This is a genomic window from Pseudomonas argentinensis, assembly GCF_001839655.2.
GTDB lineage: Bacteria > Pseudomonadota > Gammaproteobacteria > Pseudomonadales > Pseudomonadaceae > Aquipseudomonas > Aquipseudomonas argentinensis_B.
The window spans coordinates 3,382,938-3,398,547 of sequence record NZ_CP056087.1 but is presented as its reverse complement, the minus strand read 5'-3'; the positions used below and the strand labels follow the sequence as shown (position 1 = coordinate 3,398,547).

18 protein-coding genes are annotated in these 15,610 nt (G+C 63.4%); 9 read left to right on the top strand and 9 right to left on the bottom strand.

Annotated elements, in window-relative coordinates; translation table 11 throughout:
* Positions 1-16: 16 nt before the first annotated feature.
* A complete protein-coding gene (locus tag SA190iCDA_RS15155) occupies positions 17-904 on the top strand; it encodes an AEC family transporter (RefSeq protein WP_070886213.1) in 888 nt (295 codons plus the stop codon).
* Positions 905-1,309: 405 nt separating this feature from the next.
* Here SA190iCDA_RS15155 and SA190iCDA_RS15150 read toward each other — a convergent pair whose 3' ends face one another.
* Positions 1,310-1,576, bottom strand: coding sequence for a PepSY domain-containing protein (locus SA190iCDA_RS15150; protein ID WP_070886212.1), 267 nt, complete (start codon positions 1,574-1,576; stop codon positions 1,310-1,312).
* Positions 1,577-1,656: 80 nt separating this feature from the next.
* Complete coding sequence (locus SA190iCDA_RS15145; protein ID WP_170833952.1) at positions 1,657-1,824, bottom strand: hypothetical protein; 168 nt, start codon at positions 1,822-1,824, stop codon at positions 1,657-1,659.
* Positions 1,825-2,015: 191 nt separating this feature from the next.
* On the opposite strand from SA190iCDA_RS15145, the gene SA190iCDA_RS15140 reads away from it, so the two are divergent.
* Positions 2,016-2,744 (top strand): amidotransferase, encoded by a 729-nt coding sequence (locus SA190iCDA_RS15140; RefSeq protein ID WP_070886211.1) that lies wholly within the window; start codon positions 2,016-2,018, stop codon positions 2,742-2,744.
* Positions 2,745-2,833: 89 nt separating this feature from the next.
* On the opposite strand, the gene mqo is transcribed toward SA190iCDA_RS15140, so the two are convergent.
* Together mqo and SA190iCDA_RS15130 are read right to left on the bottom strand one after the other, a co-directional pair.
* On the bottom strand, positions 2,834-4,453 hold the full coding sequence (gene mqo / locus SA190iCDA_RS15135; protein WP_070886210.1) for a malate dehydrogenase (quinone): 1,620 nt from the start codon (positions 4,451-4,453) through the stop codon (positions 2,834-2,836).
* Between the two features lie 331 nt (positions 4,454-4,784).
* A complete protein-coding gene (locus SA190iCDA_RS15130) occupies positions 4,785-5,210 on the bottom strand; it encodes a hypothetical protein (protein ID WP_070886209.1) in 426 nt (141 codons plus the stop codon).
* Positions 5,211-5,505: 295 nt separating this feature from the next.
* On the opposite strand from SA190iCDA_RS15130, the gene SA190iCDA_RS15125 reads away from it, so the two are divergent.
* Positions 5,506-7,026, top strand: a complete 1,521-nt coding sequence (locus SA190iCDA_RS15125; protein WP_236100868.1) for an aldehyde dehydrogenase family protein — start codon at positions 5,506-5,508, stop codon at positions 7,024-7,026.
* A gap of 53 nt (positions 7,027-7,079) precedes the next feature.
* Here SA190iCDA_RS15125 and SA190iCDA_RS15120 read toward each other — a convergent pair whose 3' ends face one another.
* Positions 7,080-8,045: a LysR family transcriptional regulator gene (locus SA190iCDA_RS15120; RefSeq protein WP_070888136.1), complete on the bottom strand. Its 966-nt coding sequence runs from the start codon at positions 8,043-8,045 to the stop codon at positions 7,080-7,082.
* Positions 8,046-8,153: 108 nt separating this feature from the next.
* On the opposite strand from SA190iCDA_RS15120, the gene SA190iCDA_RS15115 reads away from it, so the two are divergent.
* On the top strand, positions 8,154-8,909 hold the full coding sequence (locus SA190iCDA_RS15115; RefSeq protein WP_070888135.1) for a sulfite exporter TauE/SafE family protein: 756 nt from the start codon (positions 8,154-8,156) through the stop codon (positions 8,907-8,909).
* On the opposite strand, the gene SA190iCDA_RS15110 is transcribed toward SA190iCDA_RS15115, so the two are convergent.
* Entirely contained in the window at positions 8,899-9,753 is an 855-nt protein-coding gene (locus tag SA190iCDA_RS15110) for a LysR substrate-binding domain-containing protein (RefSeq protein WP_070888134.1), read from the bottom strand. The two genes, SA190iCDA_RS15115 and SA190iCDA_RS15110, sit on opposite strands and share 11 nt — an antisense overlap.
* A 96-nt stretch (positions 9,754-9,849) precedes the next feature.
* Between SA190iCDA_RS15110 and SA190iCDA_RS15105 the strand changes: the two genes are divergently transcribed.
* The 4 genes from SA190iCDA_RS15105 to queF all read left to right on the top strand — a co-directional run bounded on the left by SA190iCDA_RS15105 (position 9,850) and on the right by queF (position 13,017).
* Positions 9,850-10,077 carry a DUF1127 domain-containing protein gene (locus tag SA190iCDA_RS15105; RefSeq protein ID WP_070888133.1) on the top strand — a complete coding sequence of 76 codons (228 nt, stop codon included), beginning with the start codon at positions 9,850-9,852 and terminating at the stop codon, positions 10,075-10,077.
* Between the two features lie 67 nt (positions 10,078-10,144).
* The gene (locus tag SA190iCDA_RS15100) at positions 10,145-11,353 is read left to right on the top strand and encodes a winged helix-turn-helix domain-containing protein (RefSeq protein ID WP_070888132.1); all 1,209 of its coding nucleotides are present in this window, start codon (positions 10,145-10,147) and stop codon (positions 11,351-11,353) included.
* Positions 11,354-11,425: 72 nt separating this feature from the next.
* On the top strand, positions 11,426-12,124 hold the full coding sequence (gene pyrF, locus SA190iCDA_RS15095; RefSeq protein ID WP_170834007.1) for an orotidine-5'-phosphate decarboxylase: 699 nt from the start codon (positions 11,426-11,428) through the stop codon (positions 12,122-12,124).
* A 65-nt stretch (positions 12,125-12,189) separates the two neighbouring features.
* Positions 12,190-13,017 carry an NADPH-dependent 7-cyano-7-deazaguanine reductase QueF gene (gene queF / locus SA190iCDA_RS15090; protein WP_070888130.1) on the top strand — a complete coding sequence of 276 codons (828 nt, stop codon included), beginning with the start codon at positions 12,190-12,192 and terminating at the stop codon, positions 13,015-13,017.
* 89 nt (positions 13,018-13,106) lie between these two features.
* Here queF and SA190iCDA_RS15085 read toward each other — a convergent pair whose 3' ends face one another.
* Both SA190iCDA_RS15085 and SA190iCDA_RS15080 read right to left on the bottom strand, forming a co-directional pair.
* Positions 13,107-13,373 (bottom strand): DUF4404 family protein, encoded by a 267-nt coding sequence (locus SA190iCDA_RS15085; RefSeq protein ID WP_070888129.1) that lies wholly within the window; start codon positions 13,371-13,373, stop codon positions 13,107-13,109.
* Positions 13,374-13,471: 98 nt separating this feature from the next.
* The gene (locus SA190iCDA_RS15080; protein WP_070888128.1) at positions 13,472-14,149 is read right to left on the bottom strand and encodes a phosphatase; all 678 of its coding nucleotides are present in this window, start codon (positions 14,147-14,149) and stop codon (positions 13,472-13,474) included.
* Between the two features lie 199 nt (positions 14,150-14,348).
* Between SA190iCDA_RS15080 and SA190iCDA_RS15075 the strand changes: the two genes are divergently transcribed.
* Positions 14,349-15,050: a VacJ family lipoprotein gene (locus SA190iCDA_RS15075; RefSeq protein WP_070888127.1), complete on the top strand. Its 702-nt coding sequence runs from the start codon at positions 14,349-14,351 to the stop codon at positions 15,048-15,050.
* Positions 15,051-15,141: 91 nt separating this feature from the next.
* On the opposite strand, the gene SA190iCDA_RS15070 is transcribed toward SA190iCDA_RS15075, so the two are convergent.
* Complete coding sequence (locus SA190iCDA_RS15070; protein ID WP_070888126.1) at positions 15,142-15,441, bottom strand: PilZ domain-containing protein; 300 nt, start codon at positions 15,439-15,441, stop codon at positions 15,142-15,144.
* Between the last annotated feature and the right edge of the window lie 169 nt (positions 15,442-15,610).

Below are 15,610 nucleotides of genomic sequence, written 5' to 3'. Positions count from 1 at the left end.
CCCGAAGGGAGAAACCATGCTGGCCGAGTTGTTTGCTGTATTGGCGCCGGTGATAATCGTCTCCGCCATCGGCTATGCCTGGGCCCGTAGCGGTCAGGCCTATCCCACCGAATTCATTGCCCGCCTGGTATTGACCATCGGTACGCCGAGCCTGGTGCTGGCCACCCTGAGTCGTGCGGATATCGATCCCAAGGCCTTCACCAGCATGGCCCTGGGCTGCGTACTGGTAACGGCCTGCATGGGGCTCTTTGGGGTGCTGTTCAGCCGCCTGTTCCGCCAGCAATGGAAGGTGCTGGTACCGGCGTTCCTGTTTCCCAATACCGGCAATATGGGCCTGCCCATCAGCCTGTATGCCTTTGGTGAGCATGGCCTGGCGCTGGCCGTGGCCTTTTTCCTGACCCTGTCGATCATGCAGTTCAGCGTCGGTATCGCCCTGTCGGGCAATGCCGCCTCCATCAAGGAGTTACTGCGCAACCCGATTCTGGTCAGCCTGTTGCTGGCGCTGCCGATGATCTTCATGGATCTGCAACTGCCGCGCTGGCTGGCCAATACCGTCGGCCTGGTGGGTGGCATGACCATTCCGCTGATGCTGCTGACCCTGGGCGTTTCGCTGGCCAGCATTCGCCTGCATCATCTGGGTTCCGGGCTGGTGCTGGGCGCGCTGCGCATCGTTCTGGGAGCTGGCGTCGGCTGGGGCATCGGCGCGGCGATGGGGCTGGAGCCGCTGACCCACGCCGTGCTGGTGGTGCAGTCGGCCATGCCGGTGGCGGTGTTCAACTACCTGTTCGCGGTGCGCGCCAATCGCTCACCCGAACAGGTCGCGAGCCTGGTGATGTGCTCGACCCTCCTGGCGATCGGCTGGTTGCCGCTGATCCTGGCCTGGTGGATGCCGCGGGTCAACTGAGCGGCCTAACCTATCATGCGGCTCAGGTTGGGAAGGATCAACAAGACGGCGGTGGCAAAGAGGATCAGCCCCGCCTGGCGGAATTTCGGTTTCTTGAACATGGCCGTTCGCCTTTTGATTGTTGTGATGGGCCGTGATTACCGCTTCGTCCCCAGTGCCTCGGCAAAACCCGACGGCGTACGTATTGACTGTAGAGGGCGCGGTCCGGTTTTTTAGATCGCTTGTTTCTAAAGAAATACGAAAGAGCATTTGAAGGATATGGAACCCTTTTGCGCTTGCGTATAACCCCGGCGCCAGACGGCACGCAGCCTGCGAGCCCTTACCGATAGTCAGCGACCGTTCGTCCGGAGTTTTCACGGTCATAAAAAAACCGGCCGCTTGGGCCGGTTCGCCAGGCTGGGTCAATCAGTTGTCCAGCTGCTCGCGGATGACCTTGCCGCTCTTGCCATCCACGCGGAATTCATAGAGGCGGTTGTCCTGCTTGGTGCCTTCACCTTCCCAGTAGCCGGCGTCGTCTGCCTCGATCTTGTGAATCTGGGTGAAGCCAGCCTGCTTGGCGCTGCTCAGCGCCTGCTCGATGCTGATCCAGTCGGCACCCGGGCGATCGGCCATGGCGAGACCCGCGCTCATGGCGGCAGCGGCGGTAAGGGCAGTCAGGGTCTTCTTGAGCATCGTAAAACTCCTCCACTGATTGGGATGAACTCGCCCGAATTCAGGCACTGCAGGTTGGAGTCTGACGTTTCGCTTGGGGTTCAGGTAAAACTGCCCTGCATCGGTGCAGGCGCGGCTGCCTGGCTCGCTGGAGAGGCCAGTACCGGGTGCTGCATGCTCGCCGCCAGCAGGGGGAGGGCGATTGCCAGGTAAAGGCCGATGGCGCCCAGGGCACCGTTGCGTGCGTATCGAATGGTCTGGCTGTGCATGGCGTTTGCGCTCGTCAATGGCCTTGCGGGCCGATGGGATGAATCATCGTTCCGCTAGGGCCGGCGCAGAAGTAAATGCTGGTAATGGCGGCTATCGAATCGGCTGATGACTCGATTAGCGGCATGCCTCTTGCCTTGATGCAGCCGCCAAGGCAGGCTTTGATTGCTCCGTTATTTTTTCAGGTACCGTCATGTCGCTGCAGATCTGCATTCTGGAAACCGACATCCTGCGCCCCGAGCTGGTCGACCAGTACCAGGGCTACGGCAAGATGTTCGAACGTCTCTTCGCTGGCCAGGCCATTGCAGCCAGCTTCCACGTATACAACGTGATGCAGGGCGATTACCCGCCCGCCGAAGCACGCTTCGATGCGTACCTGGTTACCGGCAGCAAGGCCGATTCGTTCGCCACCGACCCGTGGATCGAAACGCTCAAGCACTATCTGCTCGAACGCTATCGGGCGGGCGACAAATTGCTCGGCATCTGCTTTGGTCACCAGTTGCTGGCGCTGCTGCTCGGCGGCAAGGCCGAGCGCGCCAGTGGCGGTTGGGGCGTGGGCATTCATCGCTATCAGTTGACCGAACAGCCGGACTGGATGACGCCGGCACTGGATGAATTGACGCTGTTGATCAGCCATCAGGATCAGGTCACCCGGCTGCCGGAAAACGCCACGCTGCTGGCCACCAGCCCGTTCTGTGCCCATGCGGCCTATCGCATCGGTGATCAGGTGCTGTGCTTCCAGGGCCATCCCGAGTTCGTGCCCGAGTATTCCCGGGCATTGCTGGATATTCGTCAGCAGCACATCGGCGAACCCACCTACCGTGCAGCGGTCGATACCCTGCATCAGGATCATCACGGGCGTACCGTTGGCGAGTGGATGCTGCGTTTCGTAGCCCATGGCAAGGCGCCCCAGCCGGCCTGATCGGCTCAAAAGCAGCGCAAAAAAACGGCCCTTGCGGGCCGTTTTTCGTTCCAACATGGCGCCTTGCGTGGAGGCGCCCGCCGACAGGCTTACAGCGCTTCGGCTGCAGCCTCTGCTTGCGGGGCTTCTTCGGCCTGCGGCTGTTCCGGCTTGACCTCGACGAAGGTCAGCTGCAGACGCTCGCTGCTCCAGGCGCGGGTCTTGTTGGTCAGCTCCAGGTTGTTGTTCAGGGTCTGGCCGTAGGAGGGGATGATCTCCTTCAGCTTGGCCTGCCATTCTGGCGTCTGGATCTTGTCCTTGAAGGTGCGCTCCATCAGGTGAAGCATGATCGGCGCGGCAGTGGAGGCGCCTGGCGAGGCGCCCAGCAGGGCGGCGATGGAGCCGTCCTCGGAGCTGACCACTTCGGTGCCGAACTGCAGGATGCCGCCTTTCTCAGGATCCTTCTTGATGATCTGCACGCGCTGACCGGCCTGGATCAGTTCCCAGTCCTTGTCCTGCGCTTCGGGGAAGTATTCGCGCAGCGAGTGCATGCGGTCTTCCTGGCTGAGCATCAGCTGGCCGATCAGGTAGGTGCTGAGCGAAAAGTTGTCGATACCCGCATTGATCATTGGCGAAATGTTGTGGGTGGTGATGGTGCCGAACATGTCCAGCAACGAACCTTTTTTCAGGTACTTGGTGGAGAAGGTGGCGAACGGCCCGAACAGGATGACTTTCTCGCCATCGATCACCCGGGTATCCAGGTGCGGAACCGACATGGGCGGCGAGCCTACCGATGCCAGGCCATAGACCTTGGCCTGATGCCTGGCGGCGATTTCCGGGTTACGGGTAACCAGGAACGAGCCGCCAACCGGGAAGCCGGCGTAACCTTCCGCTTCCGGAATGCCGGATTTCTGCAGCAGCTTGAGCGCGCCGCCGCCTGCACCGATGAACACGAACTTGGCATTGACGGTGCTCAGCTTGTCGCCGTTGGCCAGGTCGGCCATGGTGACGTTCCAGGTGCCGTCGTCGGCGCGGGTGATATCGCGCACTTCCTGCTGAACATAAACGTTGAACACGTCCTTTTTCTGCGACAGGTTGTTCAGCAACTGGTTGGTGATTTCACCGAAATTGACATCGGTGCCTGTCTGTACCCGGGTCGCGGCGATTTTCTGGCCGGGCTCGCGGCCTTCCATCACCAGCGGGATCCACTCCTTGATCTGTGCCGGGTCGTCGGAAAACTCCATATTGCGGAACAGCGAGCTGTGCTGCAGGGCGTCATAGCGCTTCTTCAGGAATTCGGTGTTCTTGTCGCCCCACACGAAACTCATGTGTGAAACGTCGTTGATGAACGACTTCGGATTCTTCAGCACACCTTGCTCGACCTGATAGGCCCAGAACTGCTTGGATATCTCGAAGGATTCGTTGATCGCCACGGCCTTGCTGATGTCGATGGTGCCGTCGGCCTTTTCCGGGGTGTAGTTCAGTTCGGCGAGCGCCGAGTGACCGGTACCGGCGTTATTCCAGGCGTTGGAGCTCTCGCTGGCGACCTCGGGCAGGCGCTCGTACAGGTCGATTTTCCAGGTCGGCTCCAGTTCGTTGAGGTAGGTGCCGAGGCTCGCACTCATGATGCCCCCGCCGATCAGCAGGACGTCCACGGATTTTTCCGGTTCGGGTTGCTTGGCGCAGCCGAGCGCGCTCAAGCACAGTAGGGACAGCAGGAGTTTCTTCATTAGACAGACCATTTCCAGTGATGTAGTTGCATGACCGCAAGACCGACGTTGGTGTCGCTCCGGATGATGGAGTGGCAGCGCCTGTTGCATGCAGCCAGGTTTCGTTCTGCGAAACCGATCAGTCCCGGTGATTTTTTGAAACGCCGGGCATTTACCTTCATGTGCGCGCTTTCGTCGCAGGCTGGCCCCGAAAAGCAATATGCGTGCCTGAATCCTTGCCTATCACTGAGCTAGTGATCTGCATCAATTTTCATATGACGTTTCTGTGAAGCAGGTGGCGAAATCCCGCCTCTGAATCACTACAAGGTGCCTGTAGGTGGCGGATTCTCGCCTAATTGCTCATCACAGCACCGCCGCTGTCCTGGCTGCCGCCACCGGTGCCCGGCGTAGCCGGAGCAGTGGAACCGCCAGACGAACCCGCTTGCGGGGCAGACCCGTCCCGGGTGCCGGCCTCCGGCGTGGTGGTGGAGGGCTGACGTTGAAGATTCTGGTCACCTGGCTGCTGCCCGGTGTCGCCCTGCCTGGCAGGGGAATTGAGGGTGCTGCGGGGTGCCTGCTGCTCGGGCTGTTGTTGCTGCGGATCCATCGCCTGGCCCGTGCCGCTCTCGCTGGCAGGCGGCGCACCGGTGCGCTCGCGAACCATTTCGTCGCCGATCCTGTCGCGTTGCTGTTGCAAGGACATGCCGTTGTCATCAGCCTGTACGCCAGCGCTGAGCCAGGCTACGAGCAGCAGCGCCGATCCCGGGAATTTGATCATGACCGTCTCCAGAGGGTTGCCGTGTGATCAGGTGACTGCCCGTGCTCTGGCAATGTTCAGGGAATCTTCCCGGAGGACGGCGCAGCGGCTGAATGGAGGCTCGATGCCGAGGCTGGACGAGCCAGCGGCGAAAATCTGCGAAGGCGTCTACCCTGATAGCAGCTCGGCAGCCGCGGGCTCTGCCATGCCGGTTGACGGCGATTCGGTGGCAGGCGGCGGGCTGCTGACTCGGAATCGAACCCCGGCCTTTCTCTGGCCTCAGAGGACAGGTCTCAACAATAAAGAGGTCGCTCACATGATCTATGCCAAACCCGGTACCGCAGGCGCCGTCGTCACCCTCAAGCCGCGCTACGGCAACTACATCGGCGGCGAGTTCGTCGCGCCGGTGGGCGGTCAGTACTTCACCAACACCAGCCCGGTGGATGCCTCGGCCATCGGCGAATTCCCCCGCTCGGACGCCAAGGACATCGACAAGGCCCTGGACGCCGCCCACGCCGCCGCCGATGCCTGGGGCAAAACTTCGGTACAGGATCGCGCGCTGATCCTGCTGAAGATCGCCGACCGCATCGAGGCCAACCTCGAACTGCTGGCCGTGGCCGAGACCTGGGATAACGGCAAGGCGGTGCGCGAGACCCTGAATGCCGACGTGCCCCTGGCCGCCGACCACTTCCGCTACTTCGCCGGCTGCATCCGCGCCCAGGAAGGCAGCGCCGCCGAGATCAACGAGCACACCGCCTCCTATCACTTCCACGAGCCGCTGGGCGTTGTGGGGCAGATCATCCCCTGGAACTTCCCGCTGCTGATGGCCGCCTGGAAACTGGCCCCGGCCCTGGCGGCGGGTAACTGCGTGGTGTTGAAACCTGCCGAGCAGACGCCGCTGTCGATCACCCTGCTGGCCGAAATCATGGGCGACCTGCTGCCACCGGGTGTGCTCAATATCGTCCAGGGCTATGGCCGCGAGGCCGGCGAGGCCCTGGCCACCAGCACGCGCATCGCCAAGATCGCCTTTACCGGCTCCACGCCGGTCGGCTCGCACATCATGAAATGCGCCGCCGCCAACATCATCCCCAGCACCGTGGAGCTGGGCGGCAAGAGCCCGAACATCTTTTTCGAAGACATCATGGGGGCCGAGCCGGCGTTCATCGAGAAAGCCGCCGAAGGCCTGGTGCTGGCCTTCTTCAACCAGGGCGAGGTGTGCACCTGCCCATCGCGGGCGCTGGTGCAGGAGTCGATCTTCGAGCCGTTCATGAACGAGGTGATGAAGAAGATCAAGGCCATCAAGCGCGGCAACCCGCTGGACACCGACACCATGGTCGGCGCCCAGGCCTCGCAGCAGCAGTACGACAAGATCCTCGGCTACCTGGAGATCGCCCAGCAGGAAGGCGCCGAGCTGCTGGCCGGCGGCGCCACCGAGAAGCTCGAGGGCGATCTGGCGGGCGGCTATTACATCCAGCCGACCCTGCTCAAGGGCACCAACAAAATGCGCGTGTTCCAGGAGGAAATCTTCGGCCCGGTGGTCGGTGTGACCACCTTCAAGGACGAAGCCGAAGCCCTGGCCATTGCCAACGACACCGAGTTCGGCCTGGGCGCCGGCGTGTGGACCCGCGACATCAACCGCGCCTACCGCATGGGCCGCGGCATCAAGGCCGGCCGGGTATGGACCAACTGCTACCACCTGTACCCGGCGCACGCTGCCTTCGGCGGCTACAAGAAGTCCGGGGTCGGGCGCGAAACCCACAAGATGATGCTCGACCACTACCAGCAGACCAAGAACCTGCTGATCAGCTACGACATCAACCCGCTGGGCTTCTTCTGATAGCTGCTCGGCGGTCCACCAACAAAAACGCGGCTTAGGCCGCGTTTTTTCATCTAGTTGCCGGCGCCGCGCTGCAGGGCGCCTTGCAGCGGCAAATCCCAGGGTGGTGTCGGGCCAAAGCGGTTTTTCAGAAACTCCAGCAGCAGGCGGCTGCGCGAGTCGGTGTCGCGCTCCAGGCGCAACGCGTAGATGCCGCTGGGCTCCGGTGCCGGCAGACCGTTGTCGCAGAACAGCGCCACCAGTTCGCCACGCACCAGGTATTCGCTGACCAGCCAGGTCGGCAAATGCGCCACGCCGAGGCCCGCCAGCACGCTGAACACCAGGGTCTCGGCATTGTTGGCGGTCATGCGCAGGCGGCGAGGGCGGTACACCGCCAGCTTGCCCCCGTTCTCGAAGCGCCAGGCGTAGGCGGGGGCCAGGCCGTCCCAGTCCAGGCCATCGTGCTCCAGCAGTTCTGCGGGCATACGCGGCACGCCACGGCGTTCCAGGTAGGCCGGGCTGGCGCATACCACGCGGACCATCGGCGACAGCGGCGTCGCCACCAGGCGGGTATCGGCCAGGGGGCCGATGCGCAGCACCAGATCCACTTCGCCCAAATGGGCGCCATGCAAGTCGATAAAGCTGTCGATCAACCTGAGTTGCACGTCCAGCCCTGGGTAGGCAGTGAGAAAATCGGCAATTGCCGGTGCCAGGTGCCGGCGGCCAAACGGCGCAGGGGCGTCGATACGGATCAGCCCCTCCGGGGCGCTGCTCAGCGATACAGCCTCGGCGCGCGCCAGGTGCAGCTCGGCGAGAATCCGCCGGGCCCGCTCGGCGAATGCCAATCCCGCTGGGGTTGCCCGCACCGCATGGGTGCTACGACTGAACAGGCTGCAATCGAGGGAACGTTCCAGGGCATCGATGCGTCGCGATACGGCCGACGGCGTGAGCGGATGCAGCCTGGCCGCGGCGGAAAAGCTGCCACTCTCCAGCACATCGAGAAACAGGCTGAGCTGATCGGTCAGGGCATCGGGATTCATGGGGGGGCTCGCTATGCGTGTATCGCACAGCCATTATGCCGGGCTATGCGTTACCCATCCAGCGGGCGATGGGTAGCATGCGCTCACCCTGTTTGAACGAGATGAACCATGGATCTGCTCGCGTTTGCCCTGAATATCCTGCTCGGCCTGGCACTTGGCACCCTTGGCGGGCTGTTCGGCATTGGCGGCGGCCTGATCGCGATTCCGGCGCTGGGCGTGCTGTTCGGGCTGGATCAGCAGCTTGCCCAGGGCACGGCGCTGGTGATGGTGGTGCCCAATGTGTTGCTGGCGCTGTGGCGCTATCACCAGCGCAACCGCATCGACCTGCGCCATGCCCTGGCCCTGGCCCTGAGCAGCTTCGTGTTCGCACTGTTCGGGGCGAGCTGGGCGGTCACTCTCGACCCCGAGTCGATGCGCCTGGCGTTCGTGGGCTTCCTGATCGCCCTGGCGTTCTACAACCTGCTGCGCATGTTCCTGCATTCACCGGCGGCGTCGGGCCAGTTGCGTCACCCCTGGCCATGGCTGGGCGTGCTGGGCAGTGGCTCGGGCCTGCTGGGTGGGCTGTTCGGTGTTGGCGGCGCGGTGATCGCCACACCGATTCTCACCAGCGTATTCGGCACCTCGCAAGTGGTGGCGCAAGGTTTGTCATTGGCACTGGCGGCGCCCAGCACCGGGGTGACCTTGGCCACCTACGCCCTGCATGGCCACGTGCAGTGGACGCTGGCCATTCCGCTGGCAATTGGCGGGTTGCTCAGCATCAGCTGGGGCGTACGCCTGGCTCATGCCCTGCCGGAGCGCCAGTTACGCGTGCTGTTCACCGCGTTCCTGCTGGTCTGCGCGCTGATGCTCGGCCTCAGAGCCTGAAGCCTTCGAGGATCTGCTCGGCCAGCGCCTCGCTGGCCGGTGAACGGGTGCGCTCGTTGCGCAACAGCATCACGCTGGCCATCGGCAGTTCCGGCATGCCTTCAGCGTGGCCGAGAATGCGCAGGTCGGCGGTGATCAGGCTGCGCAGTTGGGCGGTTATCGCCAGCCCGGCGCTGACGGCCGCCATGATCGCCGACAGGCTCGGGCTGCTGTAGGCGATGCGGTAGCTGCGCGAATTCGCCTCCAGGGCGTTGCAGGCCCAGGTGCGGCAAAAGCACTGGTTGTTGAACATCGCCAGCGGCAGCGGATCGGCCTCATGCAGATTGGCCGCCGAGGCCTGGGCCCAGACCAGGTGCTCCTGGCGCAGCAACTCACCGATCTCCGAACCGGGCTCGCGCGTGACGATGGTCAGATCCAGGTCGCGCCGCTGCAACAGGGCGAACGAAGGTTCGCAGTGCAACTCCACCTGAACCAGCGGATAGGCCTGGGCGAAACGGATCAGGATGCCCTGCATGAAACGCATCACGTAATCGTCCGGCGTGCCGATGCGCAGGGTGCCGACCATGTCGGGTTGACAGAGGATGTTGAGCACTTCGGTGTGCAGCTGAAGAATGCGTCTGGCATAGCTCAGCAGTATTTCGCCCTCGGCAGTCAGGGTGAGCTGGCGGCCCTCGCGCTGAAACAGTGCCCGGCCGATCACATCTTCCTCGAGGCGCTTCATTTGCATGCTCACTGCCGACTGCGTGCGACTGACCGCCTCGGCGGCCCGGGTGAAGCCGCCATGATCGGCTATGGCGACAAAGGTACGCAGCAGTTCGCTGTCGATGTTGGGGTATAGCGCCATTCATCAATCTCCTAGATGCATAGCATAAGAAACATTCGTTGGATTGATCTTACGCCCGGCCCGACACTGAATCCATCCCTTCAGGAGGAAGACAAGATGGATCATCAGGCAGGTGTCGAACCGACTTCGCAGCGTCAGCCTTGGCGTTTCATCCGCTGGTTGAAAAAACATGCAGCGCGGGTGCGCCGTTGGCAGCACCTGGCGTATGAGCGGCAACTGCTGGCATCACTCAGCGACGCCGCGTTGAAGGACCTGGGGCTCAGCCGCAGTGAGCTGTTCAGGGAGACCCAGCGGCCCTTCTGGGACGACCCGCTGAGCAAGTAGGCGGCCACGGTTGGTCGATTCGGCGCGATGGGTTACCGTATTTTTTCCATTCATCGTTGGTGCAGCCATGTCGATCACAGCCAGCTTGTCGACCGCCCAGGCACGGCGCGTGGTGCTTGCCGCGCAAGGGTTCGCACAGCGCCCGCGATCCGGGGCGCCTGGTAGCCGTGCGGTCAATGGGGTGATCGAGCGGCTGTGCCTGCTGCAGATCGACTCGGTGAACGCGGTGGTGCGCTCGCATTACCTGCCCCTGTATTCACGCCTCGGCCACTACGATCCGCAGTTGTTGCAGCAGGCCGCCTGGAGCCAGGGGCGGCAGCGCACGCTGTTCGAATACTGGGGCCACGAAGCCTCCCTGCTGCCGTTCGACTACTACCCACTGCTGCGCTGGCGCATGCAACGAGCGAAGGAGGGGCGCGGGATCTACAAGGGGCTGGCAGCGCTCGGGCGCGAGCAGCAGCCGCTGATTCGCGAAGTGCTGCAGGCGGTCGCGGAGCGCGGTGCACTGGGCGCCGGCAGCCTGGCCGAGGAACGCTCGCGCAGCAGCCCCTGGTGGGGGTGGACGGCGCAAAAACAGGCACTGGAATGGCTGTTCGCCGCGGGTGAAGTGACGGTAGCCGGTCGCCGCGGCTTTGAACGGTTATACGATCTGCCGGAGCGGGTGCTGCCGGCGTCCGTGCTGGCGCAGCAGCTTGGCGAGGCCGATGCACAACGCGCGCTGGTGCTGCACGCGGCCAGGGCGCTGGGCGTCGCGACCGAGCGAGACGTGCGCGACTACTTTCGTCTGCAGCCGGGTGACTGCCGCGCACGGTTGCAGGAACTGCTCGAGGAGGGCGCGTTGAGCCCTGTCCGCGTAGAGGGCTGGGCGCAGCCGGCGTACTGCGTCGCGCCCTTGAAAGTGCCGCGCCGGGTCGCGGCCTGCACGCTGCTGTCGCCGTTCGATTCGCTTATCTGGGAGCGCTCGCGTACCGAGCGGCTGTTCGATTTCCGCTATCGACTGGAAATCTACACGCCGCAACACAAACGCGTGTATGGCTACTACGTGCTGCCGTTCCTGTTTGGCGAGCGGATCGTCGCGCGGCTGGACGTGCGTGCCGAGCGTAGCCAGGGATGCCTGGCGATCCATGGGGTGCATGGCGAGTCCCCCGGGTTGGACAAGGACGGCATCGTGGCGCTGGCAGGCGCGGTAAGGCGCCTGGCCGACTGGTTGGGCTTGGCTGCCGTCCGCATCGCCTGCCGGCGTGGCGAAGGCTTGCGCCTGGCGGCGCAGTTCTAGTCGTTGCAACCCCCATCGGCAATCGCTTGCGCTACAATGCGCGCCGAATTTGGCCCGCTCGAGAGTTACCTCATGTCCGTTTGTCAGACCCCCATCATCGTCGCCCTGGATTTCCCGACCCGCGAGGGGGCACTGGCTCTGGCTGATCAGCTCGATCCGAAACTGTGCCGGGTGAAGGTGGGCAAGGAGCTGTTCACCAGCTGCGCGTCGGACATCGTCGCCACCTTGCGTGACCGCGGCTTCGAGGTGTTTCTCGACCTGAAATTCCACGACATCCCCAATACCACCGCCATGGCCGTCAAGGCTGCCGCGGAAATGGGCGTATGGATGGTCAACGTGCACTGCTCCGGCGGCCTGCGCATGATGAGCGCCTGCCGCGAGGTGCTGGATACCTTCAACGGCCCGGTGCCGCTGCTGATCGGTGTCACGGTGCTGACCAGCATGGAGCGCGAGGACCTGGCCGGTATAGGCCTGGATATCGAGCCCCAGGAGCAGGTCCTGCGCCTGGCTGGCCTGGCCCAAAAGGCCGGCATGGACGGCCTGGTCTGTTCGGCCCTCGAAGCGCCGGCACTCAAGGCCGCGCAGCCGGCGCTGCAACTGGTAACACCAGGCATTCGCCCGGCCGGCAGCGCTCAGGACGATCAGCGCCGTATTCTTACCCCACGCCAGGCATTGGCTGCCGGGTCCGATTACCTGGTGATCGGCCGCCCGATCAGCCAGGCGGCCGATCCTGCCGCTGCCCTGGCCAGGCTGGTCGCCGAGCTGGGCTGATCCGCTCCTTCATTCTCGTGCGGCGCCGCTCGCCGCCGCACCCGTTGCACTGCAGGTAACGCCTCATGAATTCCGTGGAACATTCGCCGCTGGGCAAGAGCAGCGAGTACGTCGCGACTTACTCGCCCGAACTGCTGTTTCCCATTCCCCGCGCCACCAAGTGGACCGAACTGGGCTTGAGCGCCGAAACGCTGCCATACCGCGGCGTGGACTACTGGAACTGCTTCGAGTTGTCCTGGCTGCTGCCCTCCGGCAAACCGGTGGTGGCCATTGGCGAGTTCGCGATTCCCGCTGACTCGCCGAACATCATCGAGTCCAAGTCGTTCAAGCTGTACCTCAACTCGTTGAACCAGTCGGTGTTCGCCGGCACCGCGGAGTTGCTCGGCGTATTGGAAAACGACTTGTCCGCCACTGCCGGCAAGCCGGTAGCCGTGCGTATACGCAGCCTGGACGAAGCCGCCCGGGAAGGGCTGACGGCGTTGCCAGGTAGCTGTATCGACGAACTGGATGTCAGCATCAGCAATTACGCCGCGCCACAACCGGAGCTGCTCGACTGTGATCAGACGCGAATCGTCGAGCAACGCCTGCACAGCCATCTGCTCAAGTCCAACTGCCCGGTCACCGGCCAGCCGGATTGGGGCAGTGTGGTGGTCGAATACCGCGGCGCGGCGCTGGACCCGGCAAGCCTGCTGGCCTATCTGGTGAGTTTCCGCCAGCACGCGGATTTCCACGAGCAGTGCGTGGAACGGATTTTCCTGGATCTGCAGAAATGCCTGCAGCCCGAGTACCTGACCGTTTATGCGCGCTATGTGCGCCGCGGCGGCCTGGATATCAACCCGTACCGCACCACGCTGGCCGAGGTGCCGCCGAACCGGCGCCTGGTCAGGCAATAAGCGCGTCCTCTCGCTCGCACGCCGCTCGCTCAGGAAGGCCGCGCAAAAAAACCAGCCTGATGGCTGGTTTCGTTTGCGCGGCGCCTGGGTCAGATCCCGATATTGGCCAGGGTCTGCATGATGTTGCGAAGGCTTGCGGCGAGATTCGGGTGGCTCACTTCGAAACGTTCCACGGCCAGATTGACCCCATCGACCAGCGAGGCATCCGGCGTGGTCACCGGTTGCGCCGCCAGTTGCAGCTCGATATCGCGGGCGATCAGTTCCAGCGACTCGCGATCTTCTTCGTTTTCTGGCGGATGTTCGACCAGTTGCTTGCGCAGCTCTTCCAGTTGCTGCTGCAGATGGTTCGCAGGCATGGGACTCTCCCTCTCTTGATAGGCAAGACAATTGACCGTGCCGCGCGACGAAAGGTCAGTACTTCTTGCTCAGCCTGGCCCAAGCGGAGCCTGCTGGCTCAGGGCTTCTCGCCCTTGCTGCGGCGAATCTGCAGGTGGTCGAGGCAGGCGGGCAGGTCGGTAAGCTGGTCGATCACCGAATGTGCGCCGAGCCGATAGAGCGCTAGCGTGGCGTCAGCGCGCAAGCGCTCGCGTTGCACCTCGTCGAGCAGCTGCCAGTCAGCCAGCGTATGGCCTGCCAGTGAGCCGCAGGCCGCGAGGCCCACGGTCCACAATCCGGCATTCAGGCCGGCCTGCACGAGGCGCGGTTCGCCGCTGACCAGCACGCAGCCCTCCAGGCGTTCGATCTGCAGCGCCGCCAGGGCTTGCCAGCAGGCATCCGGCGCGGGCCAGGTGCGCTGGGTGCAGCTCGGCGAGGCTGCCAGCCAGTCGGGCAGGCGGCTGGCCAGCCTCTGGGTCAAGGCCTCTGGCAGTTCGTCAAGCCAGGCGCAGGGCACGTGCTGTTCATGCAGGCTGCGCAGGGTGCTCAACGCGCCGGGGGTCGGCTCGGCGCAGCTGTCCAGCTCCAGGCTACCGACGGCATGACGGGCCGGGCTGCCGCCTTCGCGCACCAGTGCCAGGTGGCGCTGGCCGCTCAAGGACGCACTGCGTGCGCCGAAATCCACCAGGCAGCCGGACAGGCCAAAGAGGATCGCCGTAAAGGAGGAGGTGTCGGCGCAAAACGCTGGCTGAGGCATATGATGTCGTTCCCTGGCGATGATCCCGACAAACATGGCAAGCCAATGTGACGGTGAGGTGACGAAGCGCAGTCTCCAGACATGTGGTCGTGTGATGCAGCACCCGGATGTCGCGGTGCGCTGCCTATTGGCAGCGGACGGCTTTATACTACGCCGCTGCCGCCGGACAGGCCGCGCTCATTAGCCTAGGAGAACAGCAATGCGCTTGATTGGACCCGATTGGATCGCAAGCCTCGGTCGGAAGCTGGCCTGTGCCGGCTTGATGGCACTGCCGCTGGCAGGCCAGGCGGCAACGGAGGATCCCTGGGAATCGTTCAACCGTCCCGTCTTTCGCTTCAACGATACCGTCGACACCTACGCCCTCAAGCCACTGGCCCAGGGTTATCGGGCGGTGACGCCGCAGTTCCTGGAAACCGGCGTGCACAATGTATTCCGCAACCTCGGCGACGTCGGCAACCTGGCCAACAATCTTCTCCAGGGCAAGGCCCACGATGCCGGCGTGGATACCAGCCGCCTGTTGCTCAATACCACCGTCGGTGTGCTGGGCTTGTTCGACGTGGCAAGCAACATGGGCCTGCAACGCAGCGATGAAGACTTCGGCCAGACTCTGGGCGTGTGGGGCGTGCAAAGCGGCCCGTATCTGGTGCTGCCGCTGCTCGGTCCGAGCTCGCTGCGTGATGCGCCAAGCAAGGTTCCGGACAGCTTCCTGACGCCCTATCCCTACATGGACCATGTGCCGACCCGCAACGTCACCCGCGGCGTCAATATCGTCGATACCCGTGCCAGCCTGCTGGACGCCGAGCGCATGATCAGCGGCGACAAGTACATCTTCATTCGCAATGCCTATCTGCAGAACCGCGAGTTCCGCGTGCGCGATGGCGATGTGGAAGACGATTTCTAGGAATCGGGAAAGGGCGGCTGCCTGAGGGCAGGTGGCCTAACGGCCCGAGAGAGGCGTGATGGAGGCTGGCTCCATCACGTTACAGTGTGTTTCAGTTCATTGAGGTCACGGCGACGCCGAGAACCTGCCGGCCATCACCCAGGTCCGTCACGCGTACCACTTCCGCGTCGGTTTCCAGCCCCTTGAGCGAATCGTGAGTGGACGGAATCAACACGCTTACCTTGTCACCGACCTTCGCCTGACACTGCGCCTCGAGCTGCATACCGGTGCTCGACAGGTCTCGGCATAACGCTGGAACGGTCTGGCCGCCATGAGTGAGCGTTACCTGGGTTTCCAGGCGCATGCGAATGTAATCGCGCTTTTCCGTGTAATCACGATCATTCTGACTCATCGGGCTATCCTCATTGTAGGTCGGGGCTGTGCTGCGATTCTTATAACCCCCGCCCATTTGAGGTGTAAAGCTGCTCGGCGGCTAACGGCGCCTGTTGAATCGCGCTGAGGATGGGAGTACCGTCTGCGCCTTGACGCGAACCGTGTACCCGCGCAGGTCGTTGGCTGCG

Bases quoted from the DNA above. Each gene is read 5' to 3' on its own strand.
- SA190iCDA_RS15155 (WP_070886213.1), top strand. From the start codon at position 17: ATGCTGGCCGAGTTGTTTGCTGTATTGGCGCCGGTGATAATCGTCTCC.
- SA190iCDA_RS15150 (WP_070886212.1), bottom strand. From the start codon at position 1,576: ATGCTCAAGAAGACCCTGACTGCCCTTACCGCCGCTGCCGCCATGAGC.
- SA190iCDA_RS15145 (WP_170833952.1), bottom strand. From the start codon at position 1,824: ATGCACAGCCAGACCATTCGATACGCACGCAACGGTGCCCTGGGCGCC.
- SA190iCDA_RS15140 (WP_070886211.1), top strand. From the start codon at position 2,016: ATGTCGCTGCAGATCTGCATTCTGGAAACCGACATCCTGCGCCCCGAG.
- mqo (WP_070886210.1), bottom strand. From the start codon at position 4,453: ATGAAGAAACTCCTGCTGTCCCTACTGTGCTTGAGCGCGCTCGGCTGC.
- SA190iCDA_RS15130 (WP_070886209.1), bottom strand. From the start codon at position 5,210: ATGATCAAATTCCCGGGATCGGCGCTGCTGCTCGTAGCCTGGCTCAGC.
- SA190iCDA_RS15125 (WP_236100868.1), top strand. From the start codon at position 5,506: ATGATCTATGCCAAACCCGGTACCGCAGGCGCCGTCGTCACCCTCAAG.
- SA190iCDA_RS15120 (WP_070888136.1), bottom strand. From the start codon at position 8,045: ATGAATCCCGATGCCCTGACCGATCAGCTCAGCCTGTTTCTCGATGTG.
- SA190iCDA_RS15115 (WP_070888135.1), top strand. From the start codon at position 8,154: ATGGATCTGCTCGCGTTTGCCCTGAATATCCTGCTCGGCCTGGCACTT.
- SA190iCDA_RS15110 (WP_070888134.1), bottom strand. From the start codon at position 9,753: ATGGCGCTATACCCCAACATCGACAGCGAACTGCTGCGTACCTTTGTC.
- SA190iCDA_RS15105 (WP_070888133.1), top strand. From the start codon at position 9,850: ATGGATCATCAGGCAGGTGTCGAACCGACTTCGCAGCGTCAGCCTTGG.
- SA190iCDA_RS15100 (WP_070888132.1), top strand. From the start codon at position 10,145: ATGTCGATCACAGCCAGCTTGTCGACCGCCCAGGCACGGCGCGTGGTG.
- pyrF (WP_170834007.1), top strand. From the start codon at position 11,426: ATGTCCGTTTGTCAGACCCCCATCATCGTCGCCCTGGATTTCCCGACC.
- queF (WP_070888130.1), top strand. From the start codon at position 12,190: ATGAATTCCGTGGAACATTCGCCGCTGGGCAAGAGCAGCGAGTACGTC.
- SA190iCDA_RS15085 (WP_070888129.1), bottom strand. From the start codon at position 13,373: ATGCCTGCGAACCATCTGCAGCAGCAACTGGAAGAGCTGCGCAAGCAA.
- SA190iCDA_RS15080 (WP_070888128.1), bottom strand. From the start codon at position 14,149: ATGCCTCAGCCAGCGTTTTGCGCCGACACCTCCTCCTTTACGGCGATC.
- SA190iCDA_RS15075 (WP_070888127.1), top strand. From the start codon at position 14,349: ATGCGCTTGATTGGACCCGATTGGATCGCAAGCCTCGGTCGGAAGCTG.
- SA190iCDA_RS15070 (WP_070888126.1), bottom strand. From the start codon at position 15,441: ATGAGTCAGAATGATCGTGATTACACGGAAAAGCGCGATTACATTCGC.